The sequence below is a fragment of the Streptomyces sp. NPDC007856 genome, from assembly GCF_042868225.1.
Classification (GTDB): Bacteria; Actinomycetota; Actinomycetes; order Streptomycetales; family Streptomycetaceae; genus Streptomyces.
Genome location: NZ_JBIAEC010000022.1, coordinates 70,963 through 88,549, shown reverse-complemented (window position 1 = coordinate 88,549; position 17,587 = coordinate 70,963). Strand labels below are relative to the sequence as shown.

The following is a 17,587-nucleotide window of genomic DNA, read 5'->3' as shown; positions in this document are numbered from 1 at the left end:
TCCACCCGCGGCGCAGACCCGGTGAGCCGATTCGACAGCTTTTGGGAAGATTGACCACTTCGCTTCACGATATAGGCCAGACAGGTGATCGGCATGCGCTCCGATCCCGAAAGGCCCGGGGCGCGCGGGCGACCTGAACCTCCTCCTCGCGGCGGTCCCGAGCATCCGATCGTCACTGAGCGGGCGCGATGCCGTCGGTGGGTCCGTATCCGCCCCCGCCGGGGGTGCGGATCACCAGGAGATCGCCGCTCGCGACGTCCGCCGTGTCGCAGCCGCGCAGTCGATGGGTGCTGCCGTCGGCGCGTTCGATCAGGTTCTCGCCGAGGGCGCCGGGTTCGCCGCCGGCCATGCCGTAGGGCGGGATGCGGCGGTGACCGGAGACGACCGCGACCGTCATCGGCTCGGCGAATCGGATCCGGCGCTCCACCCCGCACCCGCCGTGCCGGCGGCCGTCGCCGCCGCTGCCCTCGCGGATGCGGAACTCCTCCACACGCACCGGGTAGCGCCACTCCAGGATCTCGGGGTCGGTCAGGCGGGAGTTGGTCATGTGGGTCTGCACGGCATCCGCGCCGTCGAAGTCCTCGCCCGCGCCGGCGCCGGAGGCGACGGTCTCGTAGTACTGGAAGCGATCGTTGCCGAAGGAGACGTTGTTCATCGTGCCGGAGCCCTCGGCCTGGGCGCCCAGCACGGCGTACAGGGCACCGGTGACGGCCTGGGAGGTCTCGACGTTTCCGGCGACGGTCGCGGCCGGATAGGCGGGGGAGAGCATGGAGCCGGCGGGGATGCGGACGTCGAGGGGCTTCAGGCAGCCGCTGTTGAGCGGGATGTCGTCGGCGACGAGGGTGCGGAAAACGTACAGCACCGCTGCCATGACGACGGAGGTGGGTGCGTTCAGGTTGCCGGGCTGCTGGGGTGAGGTGCCGGTGAAGTCCAGTAGGGCGCTGCGCTGTTCGCGGTCGATGTGCAGGGCGACCTGGATGACGGCGCCGTTGTCGGTCTCGTAGCGGTGCTCGCCGTCGTCGAGGGTGGCGATGATGCGGCGTACGCATTCCTCGGCGTTGTCCTGGACGTGGCGCATGTAGGCGTGGACGACGTCGAGGCCGAACTGGTCGATGACCCGGCGTAGTTCGTGGATACCCTTCTCGTTGGCGGCGATCTGGGCGCGCAGGTCGGCGAGGTTGGTGTCCGGGTCGCGTGAGGGGAAGCGGGCGCTGGTGACCAGGTGGCGGGTCTCGTCCTCGCGGAAGTGTCCGTCGCGCACCAGCAGCCAGTTGTCGAAGAGCACGCCCTCCTCGTCGATGACGGTGCTGAACGCGGGCATGGAGCCGGGGCTGATGCCGCCGATCTCGGCGTGGTGGCCGCGCGAGGCCACCAGGAAGAGGAGCTGTTCGCCCGCCTCGTCGAAGACCGGGGTGACGACGGTGATGTCGGGCAGGTGGGTGCCGCCGTGGTACGGGTCGTTGATGGCGTAGACGTCGCCGGGCCGGATCGATCCCTGGTTGCGGCGCAGGACCTCCTTGATGGACTCACCCATGGAGCCCAGGTGTACGGGGATGTGGGGCGCGTTGGCGATGAGGCTGCCGTCGGGGGCGAAGAGTGCGCAGGAGAAGTCGAGGCGTTCCTTGATGTTGACCGAGTGGGCGGTGCTCTCCAGCCGTACACCCATCTGCTCGGCGATGGACATGAACAGGTTGTTGAAGACCTCCAGCATCACCGGGTCGACGGTGGTGCCGACGGCCGTACGGGACGGGCGGGGACGGGAGCGGGTGAGGACCAGGTCGCCGTGCTCGTCGGCCGCGGCCCGCCAGCCGGGGTCGACGACGGTGGTCGCGTCCGCCTCGGCGATGATCGCCGGGCCCTCGACGCTGTCACCGAGGCGCAGGTCCCGGCGTCGGTACAGCCGGGTGGGCTGCCAGCGGTCCTCGGTGAACATCCGTACCGTTTCGGCCGCTTGCAGTGCGCCTGTCTGCGGCGGCGGGACGGTCGGCGTGGCGGTGCGCGGTCCGGAGGAACCGGTGGCCTCGACCTCGATGGCCTCGACGACCAGCGGCTTGCTCATGGTGAAGCCGTAGCGGTCGCGGTGGTCGTGTTCGAAGCGGGCCCGCATGTCGTCGGCCGGGGCCAGCGGCACGGGCAGCGAGAAGTCGGTGCCCTCGTAGCGCAGCAGGGCGCGGGCGGCCGTGCGGACGGTGGCGTCCGGCACACCGTCCTCGCGCAGTTGGGTGCGTGCCTGTTCCTCCAGCTCCGTGCGGACGGCCTGGACGCGGGCTGCCGTCTCCGGCCGGTCGAGGGCGGCCTCGACCGAGGCTTCGCGCAGCGCGACCGCGTCCGCCACCCCGATGCCGTATGCGGACAGCACTCCGGCGAGCGGCGGGACCAGAACGGTGTCGATGCCGAGCCGGTCGGCGACCGCGCAGGCGTGCTGGCCGCCCGCGCCGCCGAAGGCGACCAGCGCGTAGCGGGTGATGTCGCGGCCGCGCTGTACGGAGATCGTCTTCACCGCGTTCGCGATGTTGAGCACGGCGATGTCGAGGAATCCCGCAGCGACCTCCTCCGGGCTGCGGCGCTTTCCGGTCGCTGCGGCGGTCTGCTCGGCCAGCTCGGTGAACCGGGCACGGACCGCGGCCTCGTCCAGCGGCTGGTTGCCGTCCTTGCCGAACACCCGGGGGAAGAAGGCGGGTTGGATGCGGCCGACCATGACGTTGGCGTCGGTGACGGTCAGCGGACCGCCGCGCCGGTAGCAGACCGGTCCGGGGTCGGCGCCGGCCGAGTCCGGACCGACGCGGTAGCGCATCCCGTCGAAGTGCAGGATCGAGCCACCGCCCGCGGCGACGGTGTGGATGTCCGTCATCGGCGCCCGCATCCGCACTCCGGCCACCTGCGTGCCCAGGACCCGTTCGATCTCGCCCGCGTAGTGGGACACATCGGTAGAGGTGCCGCCCATGTCGAAGCCGATCGCCCTGACGTGGCCCGCTCCGGTGGCGGCGCGCGCCATGCCCACGACCCCACCCGCCGGTCCGGACAGCACGGCGTCCTTGCCCCGGAAGCGGCCCGCCTCGCGCAGGCCGCCCCCGGACTGCATGAACATCAGCCGTACGCCGTTCAGCTCGGCGGCAACCTGGTCCACATAGCGGCGCAGGATAGGGGAGAGGTAGGCGTCGACCACGGTCGTGTCGCCTCGCGGTACCAGCTTGATCAGCGGGCTGACCTCGTGCGAGCAGCTGACCTGCTGATAGCCGATGGCGCGAGCCGCCTCCGCGACGGCCGCCTCGTGCGAGGAATGGCGGTAGCCGTGCAGGAAGACGACCGCGGCGCTGCGGAATCCGTCCGCGTACGCCGCGGCCAGCGCCTCGCGCGCGGCGTCCAGGTCGAGCGGACGGACGAGTTCGCCGTGTGCGCCCACCCGCTCCTCCACCTCGATCACCCGGTCGTACAGGGCCTCCGGAAGCAGGATGCGCCGGTCGAAGATGCGGGGGCGGTTCTGGTAGGCGATGCGCAGGGCGTCCCTGAAGCCCCGGGTGACGACCAGGACGGTCGGCTCACCGGTGTGTGTCAGCAGCGCGTTGGTGGCGACGGTGGTGCCCATCTTCACCACCTCGATCCGGTCGCCCGGAATCGGCTCGTCCGCCTCCAGGTCCAGCATCTGGCGGATACCGGCGACCGCCGCGTCCCGGTACGCCTCCGGCTGCTCGGACAGCAGCTTGCGGCTGACCAGCTCGGAATCCGGTGTCACCGCCACGACATCGGTGAAGGTGCCACCACGGTCGATCCAGAACTGCCAGCGACCGGTCATGCACCCATTGTGCGCTCTGGACCTGCTCCGCCGCACAGCCTCCCGTTGTCCATGGGCGCGGCCCGGCGCAGGACTCGAACCTGTGTCCGGCCTTTGAAGAGCCGGCCACCGCACCGTCCGGGCTGCCTCGTCGGCAAGGCCGTGGCCGCGCGAAAACCGAATGCCGTCCCGCAGGCCCGGCTGCTAGCGTCTGCCTCATGATCACGCCTTGGCCTCAGCATCGGATGATGCCCCGTCGACGGGGCTGCTGAGCATGGACGCGTGACGAATCCGAGGCCCCGGGGACGGGGCCTCGACGCGGTTGTGCGGACCGGGCCTCGTCTCCCTGACAGGAGGTTCCGATGACCGCACCTCGCCACTACATCACCACGACGATCCCGTACGTCAACGCGCGCCCGCACCTGGGCTTCGCCCTGGAACTCGTCCAGGCGGACACCCTGGCCCGGCACCGCCGCCAACGGGGCGCCGACGTACGCCTGTTGAGCGGGACAGACGACAACTCCCTCAAGAACGTGCTGGCCGCCGAGGCCGAGGGCATCGACGTACAGTCGCTGGTCGACCGCAACGCCGAGGCGTTCGCCGCCCTGCGGGGCCCGCTCGCGCTGTCGCTCGACGACTTCATCCGTACCAGCCGCGACCCGCGCCACCGCGTCGGCGTCGAGCGGCTGTGGCGCCGGTGCGCCGCGGCGGGAGACCTGTACCGCAAGCACTACGAAGGCCTGTACTGCGTCGGCTGCGAGCAGTTCTACGCCGAGGCCGAACTGGTCGACGGGCGTTGCTCCGAGCACGGCACCGAGCCGCAGCTCGTGGCGGAGGAGAACTGGTTCTTCCGGCTGTCCCGTTATGCCGACCGGCTGCACGAGCTGATCGCCGGCGGCACCCTGTGCATCGAACCCGCCGCCCGCCGCAACGAGGTCCTGTCCCTGATCGCGGGAGGCCTGCACGACTTCTCCGTCTCCCGCTCCCACACCCGTGCCCGCGGCTGGGGCATCCCTGTGCCCGGCGACCCCACCCAGGTCGTCTACGTGTGGTGGGACGCGCTGGGCAACTACGTCACCAGCCTTGGCTACGGCGCCGACGACCCCGCCTACGAGCAGTGGTGGGTGACGAGCGAACGCCGTACCCATCTGATCGGCAAGGGAGTGGTGCGCTTTCACGCCGTGTACTGGCCGGCGATGCTGCTGTCGGCCGGTCTGCCGCTGCCCAACGACATCCTCGTCCACGACTACCTCACCGTCGACGGCCGCAAGATCAGCAAATCCGGCGGGACCACCGTCGACCCGGTCGCCCTCGCCGACACGTACGGCACCGACGCGGTGCGCTGGTGGCTGTTGCGTGAGGTGCCCCGCGTCGGGGACGCCGACTTCACCCCCGACCGGCTGATCGCGCGTGCCGACGCGGACTTCGCCGGGGGCCTCGGCAACCTCGTCCACCGCATCGTGACCATGGTCCACCGCTACCGCGGGGGGACGGTGCCCTCGCTCGGCACCGACCGGTTCACTGTGACGACGCTGCTGGACGTGTGCGCGAAGGCTCCCGCCCGGATCGACGCGGCGCTGGCCGACTTCGACTTCCGCCGCGCCACGGGCGCCACCTGGGACATCGTGGAGGAGGCCAACCGGTGCATCGATGTCACGCGGCCCTGGGAGCTGGCCCGAGCGGAACGCCACGGCAATGCCGCTGCGGGCGAACGCCTCGACGCGGTCCTGTCCGCCCTGGTTGCGGCGTGTCGTGTCCTCGCAGAGGAGCTGCTGCCCTTCATCCCCGACGCCGCGGCCCGGATCGCGGCGCAGGTGACGCCCGTGGACGGGAGCCTGCCGCCCGCGACCCCGCTGTTCCTCCGGCTCCAAGAGACCAAGCCGCATGTGTGACGCCCCGGGCCACCCGGCAGTCCGCGGTCCGTCGCCGATCAACCGGTCTGTACTTGGGCGATGAGCAGGGCGACGTCGTCGTGGCTGGCGGGGTGCCGGAGCTGCCGCAGGAGCCGGCCGCAGGTCTCCTCCGCGGAGGGGTACGGAAGGGACAACTGGCGCAGCAGGTCGCTGAGGCGCTCGTCGATGGGATCATCGCGGGTTTCGACCAGCCCGTCGGTGTACAGGACGAGCCGGTCACCGGGCTCCAGGTCGAGGGCGGTCGTCTCGAAGGGAACGCCGCCGACTCCGAGCGGAGTGCCGGTGGGCAGATCGAGGAGTTCGGGTGGTCTGCCGGCCCGGATGAGGACCGGCGGCAGGTGACCGGCCGAGGCCAGCTGCAACCGGCTGCGGTGGGGGTCGTGCGATGGCGGTCAAGGTCGTCCATCGCGTACGCGGGCGATCGGTCCTTCCATTAGCGTTTCGAACAGGAGGTGGCGGCAGCCCGGCGCGTCCAGGGGGCTCTACACAGTGCCGGTCGCCGATGCGGACCTAGAAGCTGTATCCGGTGAAGTCGGCAACGGGGACGTATCCGATGCGCTGGTACAGGGCGTTGCTGGTGGGGTTGGCCGGGTCCGTGAACAGGACGACATCCGTGGCGCCTGCGGCCAGCGCGGCCCGGCTCACCTCGACCGTCACCGCGCCCGCGTAGCCGCGATCGCGGAGGTGGGCCGGCGTGTAGACGGGGTCCACCCGGACCTGGCCTGCGACCATCGGATTCGCACCCGCCATGGAGACGGGCGTGCCGTCCGGGGTCTCCCAATACGTGTAGCGTTTCTCGGCGAAGCGTGTGCCGGCCCAGGAAGCGGCGTCGATGGAGACGACCTCCCCGACGTCCGCGGCGAACTCTCGGCACCAGCACATGAGGTGCTCGTGGTCGCGCTCGTCCACGAGTCGGCTCCGGCCCGCTGGGACCGGCTCCGGCGGGGTGAGCGTGCCGAGTCGGTGGAGAAGGCCCCGCCAGTCGCGTACCGGCGCTGCGCCCGTGTGCCGCTGCCAGGCCTGGGCGAAGGCGGTGGCGGTGTCGTGGTCCGCGGTGACACCGGAGATAGGGGTGGCCGAGATGGTCAGGTGGGCGGCGAGAGTTTCTGCCTGCTCGGGGGAGAGGGTGGTGAGGGTCAGGCGTCCGCGCGGAGTGCGGTAGAAGATGGCGCGGACCTCGCCCCCTGACTCCAGTCGGCCGAAGACGGGGGCTTCGGCACCGTCTGCGTTCGCCCCGCGTGTGCGCAGTTTCTCGAGCGTGGTCAGCGGCGTGTTGTGCATGACGGGGCGCGAGCACAGGAAGTCTCCGGCTCGGGCGAGAAAGTCGTCGATGTCTTCGGTGAGGTGCCAGTTGTCCGGGCGCATGCTTCAGGATCCCTGAAGTTCTCCGGGGCCTGGCCGGCCCGGCGTGCTCCGGCGAACTGAGGGCACTCTGCCTCGTGGGTTGAAACAGGGGTATCCGAACGTCGCGCCGCGGTCGCCCGCCACGCCGAGACCCGGCCGTGGCGAGGCGCAGCCGGCCCGGATTCTCGCCAGCGGCGGTGAGCGCGACCTCACTTGCCCGGAGGCGCCGCGAGTACGGCGGGCCCGGATCAGCACTTCGATGCGGAAGCGATTCATTCTCTTCCGGACACGGGCCCGCGGTACATCGTGTCCACCGTCGCGGAGGGACTTCGTGGCGTGGTTCCGTGTCGCCGACGACGCCAGGCGGACCGGGATGGGACACATCCGTATCGCCCGGACGGTCGCCGCTGTCTGTTGGAAGGGACCTCACAGCGACAAGCCGAACGGCACCCGTCCTTCAAGGCGGGTGCCGTTGTGTGAGCGTGCCGCGCGGGCTGGTTCAACCGGCCATGGACGGAGCGTAGGGCGACATCGCAGGAGCAAGTTGCACTCCGGGGGCCAGGCCGAGGGCGACCAGGGCGTCGGGCAGGCCGTGTCCGACTCGGGCCGCCTCCGCGGTGCCCGGGGCGGCGAGTTGGCGGCAGCTGGCGGCGATGATCTCGAACAGATGGTGGACCCGGCCGGGGCCGCGGGGCAGCAACTGGCCGTGGAAGTCCTCGTGGTGAGCGAGAACGAGAGCGGCAAGGCCGGCGACGTGGGCCGACGCGGTGGCGGTTCCGTCGAGGGCCGTGTAGCCGCCTTGCGGCGAGCAGGAGAGGACAGCCACACCGGGGGCGGCGGCGTCCACTCCCGGGCCATGGCAGCTGAACGGCGCGGCGAACAGCCCTTCCGGTGTCAACTGAGCCCCTGAATGGCAGGCTTGGGACGTCTCCTGTGGATACGAGCCGAAGACTCCCAGCGCGCCCACGGTGAACACGGTGGGCAGCGAGCCCGGGAAGGCCACCGGCCCGGCCGTGTCGCCCGCCGGGGCGACGCAGGCGATCCCGGCCGCGTGGGCGTCGGCGAGTTTGCGGGAGACCAGCGCCGACGGGTACGGGACGGCCACCGCGATGTGGGCGATGTCGATCTCGCGTTCCATGCAGTGGTCGAGGGCCGCGATGAGGTCGCTGAAATGCCCGTCCGGCATGACCTTGCAGACCTCGATCTCGGCGTCGACCGCGATGCCGATGACGCCTTTGCCGGTGTCCGCCCCGACGACGATCCCTGCCGCATGTGTGCCGGAGCCGGTCACGTCGCGTGCCCAGCCGTCGTCCGTGCCGCGTACCAGATCGACCCCGGAGCGCACGGGTTGGTTCAGGTCGGGATGGTCGGCACTGACACCCGAGCCGATGAGGGCGACCTTGACGCCGAAGGCGCGGAACGTGGGGGGCAGCCGGTCCAGCCGCATGGCCTGCTGGCCCCAGCCGTAACCTTGCCGTTCCTCCAACTCCGGGTACACCTGCGTCAGTGGAGTGAGAGTGACGACGTTCTCCCTGCCCGCGGACAGGTCGGGCCGATGAATCCAGCGGTCCATGTATCCGCCTGCAGGCCGGACGTACAGGGACCCGATGGAGCGGGCGGTCTCCGTGGCCGGCGTGAGGGTGACCGTCCCGTCCGCCCCGGTGACGCCCTGGCTCGGCCAGGTCGTTCCGATCAGGAACACCCCGGCGCTGGCCAAGGGTTCGCCTTCCGGGCCACACACGCGCAGGGAGATGTCCTCGGGTTGCTCCATGTGCATGACCAGCCCCGGGTCGCGCAGCGGCAGAATTCCCGCGGTAGGCATGGTGGCCAGTCCGGTTCCGGCCAATGGCAGGTCCGGCTCGATGTGTACGTGCAGCGACTGCATCACCGGGATCCGGGCCTCGGCTGCCTCTACGACTGCGATCTCCGGGCAGGAGGGGTGAAGGCCGGACGGCTGGGCCTTTGCAGAGGGCCGCAGCCTGCGGATCACCTTGACCTCGGGCATCTGCTCCAGCCGGTCACAAAGCGCGTCCATGCCGAGTTCGGGCACCCCTGGCGGGAGCAGATGCTGCGGAAGCGGTGCCACCAGGTACCGTTCCCGGCGCGGCTGAACCGTCCGCGGTGAGCGAGCACCTTCCTTGCCTGGCCCCGCCGCTTTGCCCTCGGGCACCGACCCATTCGGCTGTGTGCCTTCGGATCCGCTCTCCCGGTTGTTCCCGGGCCTTTCCTTGACCATTGCCTCCACCTTCACCACGCCTACGTCCTGTGTGTGTGCTCCTGTGGGCAACGGGCGGCCCGTGCTTCCACGGTGATGCGGTGTGCCCGGGAACGACTCCGGGACACACCGCATCGCGCTGCCGCCTCAGGTCAGCCCATACCGAAGGGCTGACCCATCTGGCCGTAGCCGAAGCTGGGCTGCTGGTACTGCGGGAACTGCTGGCCGAACGGCTGCTGGCCGAACCCACCGCCCCACGGCTGCTGGCCCTGCTGGCCCTGCTGGCCCTGCTGGCCCTGCTGGCTCTGCTGGAGCAGCGTCACGATCGCGGTCGGCAGCGCCTGCTGCACGGAGTGCTCCACCGCGCTTCGGACGCCCTGCTGCAGCGTGTGGTGCAGCGCGAGAGCCAGGTAGGGGTGCGCCTGATGGGCGAGGCCCTGCTGCTGAAGCTGCTGCTGGACCTGCTGGATCTGCTGCAGCGTCTGCTGCATCCGCTGCGCGATCTGCTGGCTCGCCTGCTGACACGCCTGCTGGATGGCCTGCTGGACGACCTGGGCGATCTGCTGTTGCGGGCCGCCCATCTGCTGGCCGAACTGCTGCAGGGGCGGAGTACCGGTCATCACCGACATGAATGCTCCGTTCGATGGCACGACGGGAAGCCGACATATAAGTTGATATCGGCCTTATCGGAAGAACCCGACTCCTCGGACGTTAAGTTGGTGTAACCAAGACCGCAATCGCTCACACCCGGCCGAGAAACGATCGCAATGAGGCCGCTGGCAGAAGAACCCTCCGGACGAAGGATGACGGGGCGAGTCGGCCCGCACCGGAGGAGGCCGGTTGGCGCGCCCCGTCCTTGCACGAGTGCCCGTACCGGTCATGGTGCAGATCGGCGAGCGGGGCCGGACGCTGGCGGAGACCTCTACGGGGTTCTCCCCGCGACCTTGCTGTAGGTCCAGTCGCGCACACCGAAGTCCTCGGGCAGGTGCATTCGGATGCGCAAAGTGCGCCACCGCGCCGAGACCTGCTCCGAGTGGGAACTCGAAGAGGTCTCGGATTCGGTGAGTCGCCGCACCGCTGGGGGCGGCCCCTGCCGGCGGTGCGAACGAGGCGGCGGAACGGATGCCGCGCCATTCGGCCCCTCAGACGGCGGTGATCACCAGTGCCGCCTGGTCGTCGAGGGTGGCACTGCCTGCGAACGCGGTGACTGCGGTGGTGATGGACTCGACGACGGCGGTGGCTGAGGACGTCGTGGTCCGGACGGCGACGAGCGCGTCGGCCAGGCGCTCCTCGCCGAAGAACTCGCCGTCGGCGGAACGGGCCTCGGTGATGCCGTCCGTGACCAGGACGAGGCTGTCACCGGGATACAGGTCGATGCGGCACGGGCAGAAGCCGGGGTCAGGACCGATACCCAACAGCAGGCCCGACTCCGTGAGTTCTACGACCGTGCCGTCGGCGCGGCGCATGAGAGGCGGTACGTGGCCTGCTCGGATCAGGTTGAGCGCGAGGTGGGACGCGCTGTGCCGCAGCTCGCCGTAGACGAGTGAAACGAACTGGTCGTCATCGGCGGTGTTGCCCATCAAGGCGTCGTTGATGGCGGTGACCACGGCCGCCGGTTCGTTGAGGAGGCGGGCGGCGGCGCGTGCGGTGTGGCGGACCATTCCGGTGGTGGTGGCTGCCAGAGCGCCGCGTCCGGAGACGTCGCCGATCATGAGGGCCCAGCGGTCGGCGGGCAGCGGGAAGACGTCGTAGAAGTCGCCGCCGACCTCGAGGCCCTCACCGGCGGGATGGTACGAAGCAGCCAGGGCGGCGCCGGGAATCCTGGGCAACTCGGGAGGCAACAGGCCTGCCTGAAGATCGTGGGAAAGCTGGACGCGGTCGGTGAACTGATGGGCGTTGTCGGCACTCGAAGCGGCCCGGCGGGCGAGTTCCTCGGCCAGGGCGACCTTGCGTTCGTCCAGGGGCAGGTCGGTGGCCAGGAGCGTCAGCGCTCCGAAGGTGCGGCCCCGAGTGGTCAGCGGCACGCACACGTAGTCCCTGGCACCGAGCCGGCCGCGCGGGCCGCTCGCGTGGGCGGACTCGGTGGCGCCGGAGGCAAGCACGCGGGCGACAGCGGCGTCCACCTCGTCGCACAGCGCGGGGGAGGAGAGGAGATTCTCCTCCTCCCGGGTCGACGCCGCGACGGCGATGCGCTGAGTCTGGCCGCAGTCGCATACGTGGACAGCGCACAGCGGCGCCAGGGTCGGGACGGTCAGCCGGGCCATGCGCTGGAGGCTGTTCGAATAGTGTGTCTCGGCCGTGATGGCGGTGCTGGCCTCCAGCAGGAAGGCCAGATCCTCTCGGGCGGCCTTCTCGCGTTCCTGGGCGGCGTGGCGTGCCTCCACCGCGGCATGGCGTTCGATGGCCAGCGCGGCGATGCGGGTGAAGGAGGCGCTGAGCGCCATGTCCTTGTCCTGGGGAGCCTTGGGGGTGCGGTGGTACATCGCGAAGGTGCCCAGCAGTCGGCCGTCCGCGTCCTGGATGGGTGTGGACCAGCACGCGGCGACCCCGGCTCTCAGCGCCAGGTCACGGTAGTCCTTCCACAGGGGATCGGTGGCGATGTCCGTGACGATCACGGGTTCACGCCGGAACGCGGTCGTGCCGCACGAGCCGACGCCTTCGCCGATGGGTGCTCCGTCGATCGCCTCGTTGTAGAAGTCGGGCAGGCGTGGGCCGGTGCCGTGCCGCAGGCGCTGTCCGTCGGGATCGACGAGCAGTACCGAGACGAGCATGTCCGGGGAGAGCTCCTCGATCGCTGTGGCCATTCCTCGGAGGATCTCGTCCAGCGGGGCGTCACGTGCGATCTGCTCCAGCAGCGCGCGCTGCTCGGCGGCCAGGAGATGAGCGTGGTGGTACGCGGTGGTTTCGACGGCGATCACCACGATCCCGTCGATCCGGCCGGCGGTGTCCCGGCGGGGCTCGTAGGTGACGTCGAAGAATCCTTCCCGCTGCAGGCCCGGCCTGCCCAGCAGAAGCCGTCCGCCCCGGGCCCGGTACGCGACACCGGTGCGGTAGACCGCATCGAGCCGGTCGAGGACGCCCTGCGGCGCCAGTTCCGGAATCACCTCTCCGACCGGCTCGCCGAGGCGCCCGCGGTCGCACCCGAGCGTCTCGAAGAATGCCGAGTTCGCCGCTTCCAGCAGGTGTCCCGGCCCACTGAGCGCAGCAAAGATCACCGGGGCCTGTCCGAACAGGTCCGCGTACTCCTCGCCCCGCCGGTCGACGGAGACGGAGCGGGCCGTCCCCGCACTGCGGGGATCGAAATGGATGGACATGACAGGCGCCCTCTCCCGTCCCGTCCGCGCGCTGACCGCGCCGTTTCGGTGCCTCCACTCTGGCACATGTCTCCGCTGTTTCCAGCAGGGAGCCGGGCCGATCACGGCGGCACACCCCGGGCCTCGCCGAGGACCACCCGCTCAACCCGCGACCTCGCCCCGCAGACCGGTTGGTCATCGTCGCGTGCGAGCACGACACTGCAATCTTCGCCGCGGAGTACCTCTGCCGCCGGTGGCAGGCAGGGGGCCGGCACGACCGCCCGTCCGTCACCCTCAATGCCGCTCGCCGCGGACCGAGGCGGCGGCTGCCGTACCCGTGCCACATCTCGATGAATTGGCGTGACAGGCCCCTGACCAGCCATGACGCCGCAGTCGTCAGGCGCCTGCGGCGAAGGCGCCGTCGAACGCTGCGGTCGGTTCGACACCGAAACAGGGCTCGGCGTCCTGCCCAACCGGTTCAACCGTGGCTGCCGCTCCGGGGCGGGGTACAGGCACCGGGGCGGGCCCCGCCGTGGGCGCTGAGGAAGGCCAGGAGATCGCACACGGACTGGCCCAGGACCTGATCGTGGCCCGCACCGGGATAGACGCGATAGACCAGCGAGGGGGAGCCCAGGAGACGCAGGCGGGCCACGACCTCGTCGGTCCAGGCAGGCGGCACATCCTGGTCGGCGTCACCCTGGATGACCAGGGTGGGGACGGTGATGGCGGAGCGGTCCGGATCGCCGTAGGCGCCCATCCGCTCGCCCATGCGACGCAGCTGGTCCCCTTTCAGCGGCAGCATCCGCTCGGTGTTCACCCCCTTGAGCACGGGATGGCTGTGCGTCACGCAGTCGGCGATGACCCGGGAGGCCGTAGCGGCCGCCGAGGGGCCCAGCAACGAACGCAGATCCGTCCCAGGGCCACCGGGATCGGTCGCGGCCAGGCCGACGAGCGAGTAGAAGGCGAAGGACAGCTCGCTGGGCACATGCGAGGCCTTCACGCCCGCGAGCATGGCCTCCAGGTGGCTGGCCGGCGCAACGGCCACCGCAGCACCAAGCCGCTGGGCGCCCGTCCGGCGCTTGGTGTGGGTGGCGAAAAGCGCCGCCTGCCCCCCTTGTGAGTGCCCGACCGCGAACCACACCGGCGCCAGGCTGGGTATCAGTCGGCGAGCCGCGGTGACGATGTCGGCCACGGCGTTGCCCTCGTCCGCGCCGACCAGGTAGGTGTGCGGGCCCGGGGTGCCCAGCCCGGGGTAGTCCGAGGCAGCGACCGCGTACCCGGCGCGCAGGAGCGCCCGCAGCTCCTCAGCGAAGGCCTCCGAACCCAGGTTCGCCGACTGCGAGGGTGCGCACGCGTCGGCCACGCCGGTGGTTCCATGCGCCCAGGACACCACCGGCCACCCTCCCTGCGGAGCGCGGCCCGACGGCAGCAGCACGGTGCCGCTTACGGCAAGGTTCGCGCCGCGTGCGTTGGTGGACTGGTACAGCACCGTCCAGCGCCGCGCGCTCCCCATCCGCGCATCAGGACCATGGTCTGTAGCCGCGATCAGCGTGCCCGGTTCTGCGCTCGGCAGCCGATCGGGTACCTGGTAGGCGTGATTCAGCGTGATCACAGCGGAATCCAGGTGCCGGTCCTCCGCCGCATGGAGAGTCCCGGTGCGGTCCGACGGACGGGAGGCGGGAGAGCCCGCCGCTGCCGCGGCGAGCGCGACGGTGACCGCTGTGGCACGCAATCGGGGGCGCCTTGACCGGCGCCGCCCAGTGTCTGGGCCCGTCCTCAGGAAGCGAAGCGATCTCGGTATCCCCACGGGCGGACACTCCCTTCCAACAGGCCTGTCGTATCCCACTCTGGTGTCTTCGTGCGTGGCAGGCATGTGGAGGTAGGCCGTCTGGTCCGCTTGTCCGTCGGTCCATGAGCCGCCGCCCAGTGGTCCGGTGCTGCTGTCAATCTGCTCGTCGGTCAGGCCGTCGACCGCCGTCGCATCAGCGCCATCGCAGCCGGCCGCAAGGTGAGTGCCTCGTCGAGTGACGGCCGCGCGTTCCTGTCGAGGATCCTTGTGGTCCCACGGCAGGGACAGCGGGTGCCACGCACTGGGATCTGCCAGGATGCAGCGCCCGACCCCCGAAGCGGTCGCGAACGCGAGGCGGCGCAGGGCCTGGACGAACGACCACTCGCCGTCACGGACTCGTGCAGTACTTGCGGGGGCAGCCGGCGCGCCCGCGCGACTGTCGCCCCCTAGCTGCTCGTTGAGTTAGCGGTGGGTGAGCGGCGTGGGGGCGGCCTGGTCATGGTCTTGCGTGAGCTGAGCTGCCCTCGTTCTGGTGAAGCGCAGGCCAGGCGCCCCGCCTTCGTCCAGGTCGTCGGCGCGGTCTCGCCCGGGCAGGAGGCCGATGTCAAACAGGCGAAGCCGATATCGGCGTTGGCCGCCGTCAACAACACCGCACGCAAGCCGCCACCGGTGCCGCAGATCACTCCTTCGGGACGCTGGACGCCGGATGCCTGCAGTGGTCGTCATCTGCACGTACATGTGTACATGGCCCAACTGGACCGGTGTTCACATGTCTTCGGCGACCAAAAACCTTCCCAGATATATCTAGAAAGGGGCGCAATCGGCGCAGCCGGATCGCTACCGTGGTCGGATGGATACAGAGAGTTTGCGGCCTCTCGATACCGGAGCCCTCCGCAGTCAGCTCGTCACGCACGAGGAAGAGGTCCGCCACCTGGCGAAACAGCTCGGCATCGCAGGGGAGTTCCAGGCGTGCTGCACGGTGCGCGACGCGGCGGACTTGCTGCTGGCAGCCGGCCGTGCGCTTGCCGCCGAAACGCCCTGCCGGACGACGACGCACACCATGGCCGTTCTGTACGCGCTGTGCCGGACGGACGCATAACCCGCCATGCCGTGAGCCCCCTGGGCAGGCCCGGCGCTCGGGGGCGCACGGGGAGGTGCCAATGGCGGTGGACTCGGTTCCGGTGGTGGACGGCCAAGCCGGGAACCCTCCCGGCAGGCCGGGACGGACTGAGCAGCGGGCCGATCACGACCAAGTCCGGCTTGGCGTACTCGATCGCGAGGCGTGACGATCCAACGGGCCCGTGATCACATCTGTTGGGGGCGTAGTGGGTGATGCCTTCGTTCACCGCGTCGAGCATCAGGTGCTGGTCGTACCTGGTTGGCCGCGGTGAAGCAGAAGTTCGTAGGCGGAGAGGCGTCGTCGGGGTAGCGTTCCCCGTAGATCTCGTCGTCATCGAACGGTTCCATCCCGTCCTCGTCCAGCAAGTGCCTCGTGCCGATCCCCACGACATCGAGGTGGACGTTGGGTAGGCTCATCGTGAGCAGGACTCCCTCGACCGGGCATGCGTCAGCTCGGCCGACAGAGCGAGCCTTCGCCCAGCAGCTTCTCCAGCCACACCGCGCTGCCGGCCCAAGTCAATCGCTCGCTGGCCGACTACAGGTTCTAGCCGCGCATCCGCGATGGCTAACTGTGCCATCTCATGCCATTGGTTCCTCGCGTTCAGGCTTGGCGGGCGGCGGTCAGACTTGGCGGGCGTAGGACGCGAGGCGATCGGCGAGCGCGTTGACCAGGTCGCGCAGCTCATCGGGGCGCTCGATGACGAACGGCCGGTCAAGCGACGCAAGTACCGGAGGCAACCAATCGAGCCGCTCCGCCCGCAGTTCGACGCGCAGCCAGCGCTCGGTCGCCCGGTCCTCGCCTACCACGGGCTCGTACTCCCCCAGGCTCGCGACGCTGGCGGGAAGGTGGGCGCGGATCTGCCCGACCGTCCCGTGGATCCGCAAGGTCACCTCGTGCCGGTACTCGGCCGTGGCGAACGCTGACAACAGGCGCTGTGCCGGACTGGTACCCACGGGCGGTTCGAATGAGCCGGGCAGGGTCCGCGCGTCTGCGATGCGATCGAGCCGGAAGGTTCGGTCCTCGCCGATCCGGGCGTCCTTGCCCGAGACGTACCACCGGCCCGCATGGGCGACGATCCCGTACGCGTGCAGTGTGCGTTCGCTGCGCCGTCCGTCGCGGTCGCTGTAGCGGATCGAGACCGGTCGGCGGTGGCGCACCGCATCGGCGATGGTGAGCAGGACCTCGGCGTCCGGGGTGTCGAACTCGCCGGGCTGATCCGTGAAGGCGAGAGCTTCCAGGAGTGTGTCGAGCCGACGGGCGATGCGCTTGGGGAGCACCCGCCGGATCTTCGCCGATGCCGTCTCGCTTGCCGTGTGCTCCGTCGTCGTCAAGCCTGCTCGGCGGCCGGCGACCAGGCCGAGCAGCACGGCCAGTGCCTCGTCGTCGCTGAGCATGAGCGGAGGCAAGCGGTACCCGGGGGCGAGCCGGTACCCGCCGTAGCGGCCGCGCACCGATTCCACGGGCACGTCCAGGTCGATCAGCTGGTCCACATACCGCCGCACGGTGCGCCCTTCGACGCCGAGCCGGTCGGCGAGTTCGGCCACCGTCCGGGTGCCGCCCGACTGCAGCAGTTCCAGGAGTGTCAGCACGCGGGCGGTGGGTCGAGGCATGTTCGCAGCCTAACGCGAATACCGGACCAAATCTGTCCACTATTTGTCCTAGCCTGCGACGCGCACGCCTCCAGCACAGCCAAGGAGATCTCCATGGACTTCGTCTCGATCCGCATCATCACCAGCGACGTCGCACGCCTCGTCGAGTTCTACGAGCGGGCCACAGGGGCGCGGGCGACCTGGGCCACCAAGGACTTCGCCGAACTCAAGACCGCGGGCGCCACCCTCGCCATCGCCGACACCCGCACCGTCCCGCTGTTCGCCCCGGGATCTGCCCGCCCGGCGGACAACCACAGCGTGATCACCGAGTTCCTCGTCGACGACGTGGACCGCGTGCACCAGAACCTGACCGGCTTCGTCACCGACTTCGTCAACGAGCCCACCACGATGCCCTGGGGCAACCGGTCGCTGCTGTTCCGTGACCCCGACGGCAACCTCGTCAACTTCTTCACCCCCGTCACCCCAGCGGCCATCGCGAAGTTCGCACGCTGACGCCACGCACAGCCGCTCACGCGGGAGCCCTGAGATCCC

10 protein-coding genes and 1 pseudogene are annotated in these 17,587 nt (G+C 70.1%); 3 read left to right on the top strand and 8 right to left on the bottom strand.

Going from position 1 to position 17,587, the window contains the following annotated elements; all coding sequences use genetic code 11:
* Window positions 1-172 precede the first annotated feature (172 nt).
* Entirely contained in the window at window positions 173-3,793 is a 3,621-nt protein-coding gene (locus ACFYOH_RS37720) for a hydantoinase B/oxoprolinase family protein (protein WP_388635297.1), read from the bottom strand.
* Between the two features lie 341 nt (window positions 3,794-4,134).
* Here ACFYOH_RS37720 and metG point away from each other — a divergent pair, with 341 nt between their 5' ends.
* A complete protein-coding gene (gene metG / locus ACFYOH_RS37715) occupies window positions 4,135-5,664 on the top strand; it encodes a methionine--tRNA ligase (protein WP_388635295.1) in 1,530 nt (509 codons plus the stop codon).
* Between the two features lie 38 nt (window positions 5,665-5,702).
* On the opposite strand, the pseudogene ACFYOH_RS37710 reads toward metG, so the two are convergent.
* The 6 genes and pseudogenes from ACFYOH_RS37710 to ACFYOH_RS37685 all read right to left on the bottom strand — a co-directional run.
* A pseudogene (locus ACFYOH_RS37710) lies at window positions 5,703-6,068 on the bottom strand (PP2C family protein-serine/threonine phosphatase); the annotation flags it as partial.
* A 127-nt stretch (window positions 6,069-6,195) separates the two neighbouring features.
* The gene (locus tag ACFYOH_RS37705; protein WP_388635293.1) at window positions 6,196-7,050 is read right to left on the bottom strand and encodes a GNAT family N-acetyltransferase; all 855 of its coding nucleotides are present in this window, start codon (window positions 7,048-7,050) and stop codon (window positions 6,196-6,198) included.
* Between the two features lie 478 nt (window positions 7,051-7,528).
* Complete coding sequence (locus ACFYOH_RS37700) at window positions 7,529-9,115, bottom strand: S8 family serine peptidase (RefSeq protein ID WP_388635291.1); 1,587 nt, start codon at window positions 9,113-9,115, stop codon at window positions 7,529-7,531.
* Between the two features lie 281 nt (window positions 9,116-9,396).
* Window positions 9,397-9,864 carry a hypothetical protein gene (locus ACFYOH_RS37695; RefSeq protein ID WP_388635289.1) on the bottom strand — a complete coding sequence of 156 codons (468 nt, stop codon included), beginning with the start codon at window positions 9,862-9,864 and terminating at the stop codon, window positions 9,397-9,399.
* 522 nt (window positions 9,865-10,386) lie between these two features.
* Window positions 10,387-12,558, bottom strand: a complete 2,172-nt coding sequence (locus tag ACFYOH_RS37690) for a SpoIIE family protein phosphatase (RefSeq protein ID WP_388635287.1) — start codon at window positions 12,556-12,558, stop codon at window positions 10,387-10,389.
* 457 nt (window positions 12,559-13,015) lie between these two features.
* Window positions 13,016-14,149, bottom strand: a complete 1,134-nt coding sequence (locus ACFYOH_RS37685; protein WP_388635285.1) for an alpha/beta hydrolase family protein — start codon at window positions 14,147-14,149, stop codon at window positions 13,016-13,018.
* A 1,027-nt stretch (window positions 14,150-15,176) separates the two neighbouring features.
* Here ACFYOH_RS37685 and ACFYOH_RS37680 point away from each other — a divergent pair.
* Window positions 15,177-15,425 (top strand): hypothetical protein, encoded by a 249-nt coding sequence (locus ACFYOH_RS37680; RefSeq protein ID WP_388635283.1) that lies wholly within the window; start codon window positions 15,177-15,179, stop codon window positions 15,423-15,425.
* A gap of 641 nt (window positions 15,426-16,066) precedes the next feature.
* On the opposite strand, the gene ACFYOH_RS37675 is transcribed toward ACFYOH_RS37680, so the two are convergent.
* Window positions 16,067-17,056, bottom strand: coding sequence for a helix-turn-helix transcriptional regulator (locus ACFYOH_RS37675; RefSeq protein WP_388635281.1), 990 nt, complete (start codon window positions 17,054-17,056; stop codon window positions 16,067-16,069).
* Window positions 17,057-17,149: 93 nt separating this feature from the next.
* Between ACFYOH_RS37675 and ACFYOH_RS37670 the strand changes: the two genes are divergently transcribed.
* Window positions 17,150-17,548: a VOC family protein gene (locus ACFYOH_RS37670; RefSeq protein WP_388635279.1), complete on the top strand. Its 399-nt coding sequence runs from the start codon at window positions 17,150-17,152 to the stop codon at window positions 17,546-17,548.
* Window positions 17,549-17,587: the final 39 nt, after the last annotated feature.

Coding starts and splice junctions, on each gene's coding strand:
- ACFYOH_RS37720 (WP_388635297.1), bottom strand. CDS start 3,793: ATGACCGGTCGCTGGCAGTTCTGGATCGACCGTGGTGGCACCTTCACC.
- metG (WP_388635295.1), top strand. CDS start 4,135: ATGACCGCACCTCGCCACTACATCACCACGACGATCCCGTACGTCAAC.
- ACFYOH_RS37705 (WP_388635293.1), bottom strand. CDS start 7,050: ATGCGCCCGGACAACTGGCACCTCACCGAAGACATCGACGACTTTCTC.
- ACFYOH_RS37695 (WP_388635289.1), bottom strand. CDS start 9,864: ATGACCGGTACTCCGCCCCTGCAGCAGTTCGGCCAGCAGATGGGCGGC.
- ACFYOH_RS37690 (WP_388635287.1), bottom strand. CDS start 12,558: ATGTCCATCCATTTCGATCCCCGCAGTGCGGGGACGGCCCGCTCCGTC.
- ACFYOH_RS37680 (WP_388635283.1), top strand. CDS start 15,177: ATGGATACAGAGAGTTTGCGGCCTCTCGATACCGGAGCCCTCCGCAGT.
- ACFYOH_RS37675 (WP_388635281.1), bottom strand. CDS start 17,056: ATGCCTCGACCCACCGCCCGCGTGCTGACACTCCTGGAACTGCTGCAG.
- ACFYOH_RS37670 (WP_388635279.1), top strand. CDS start 17,150: ATGGACTTCGTCTCGATCCGCATCATCACCAGCGACGTCGCACGCCTC.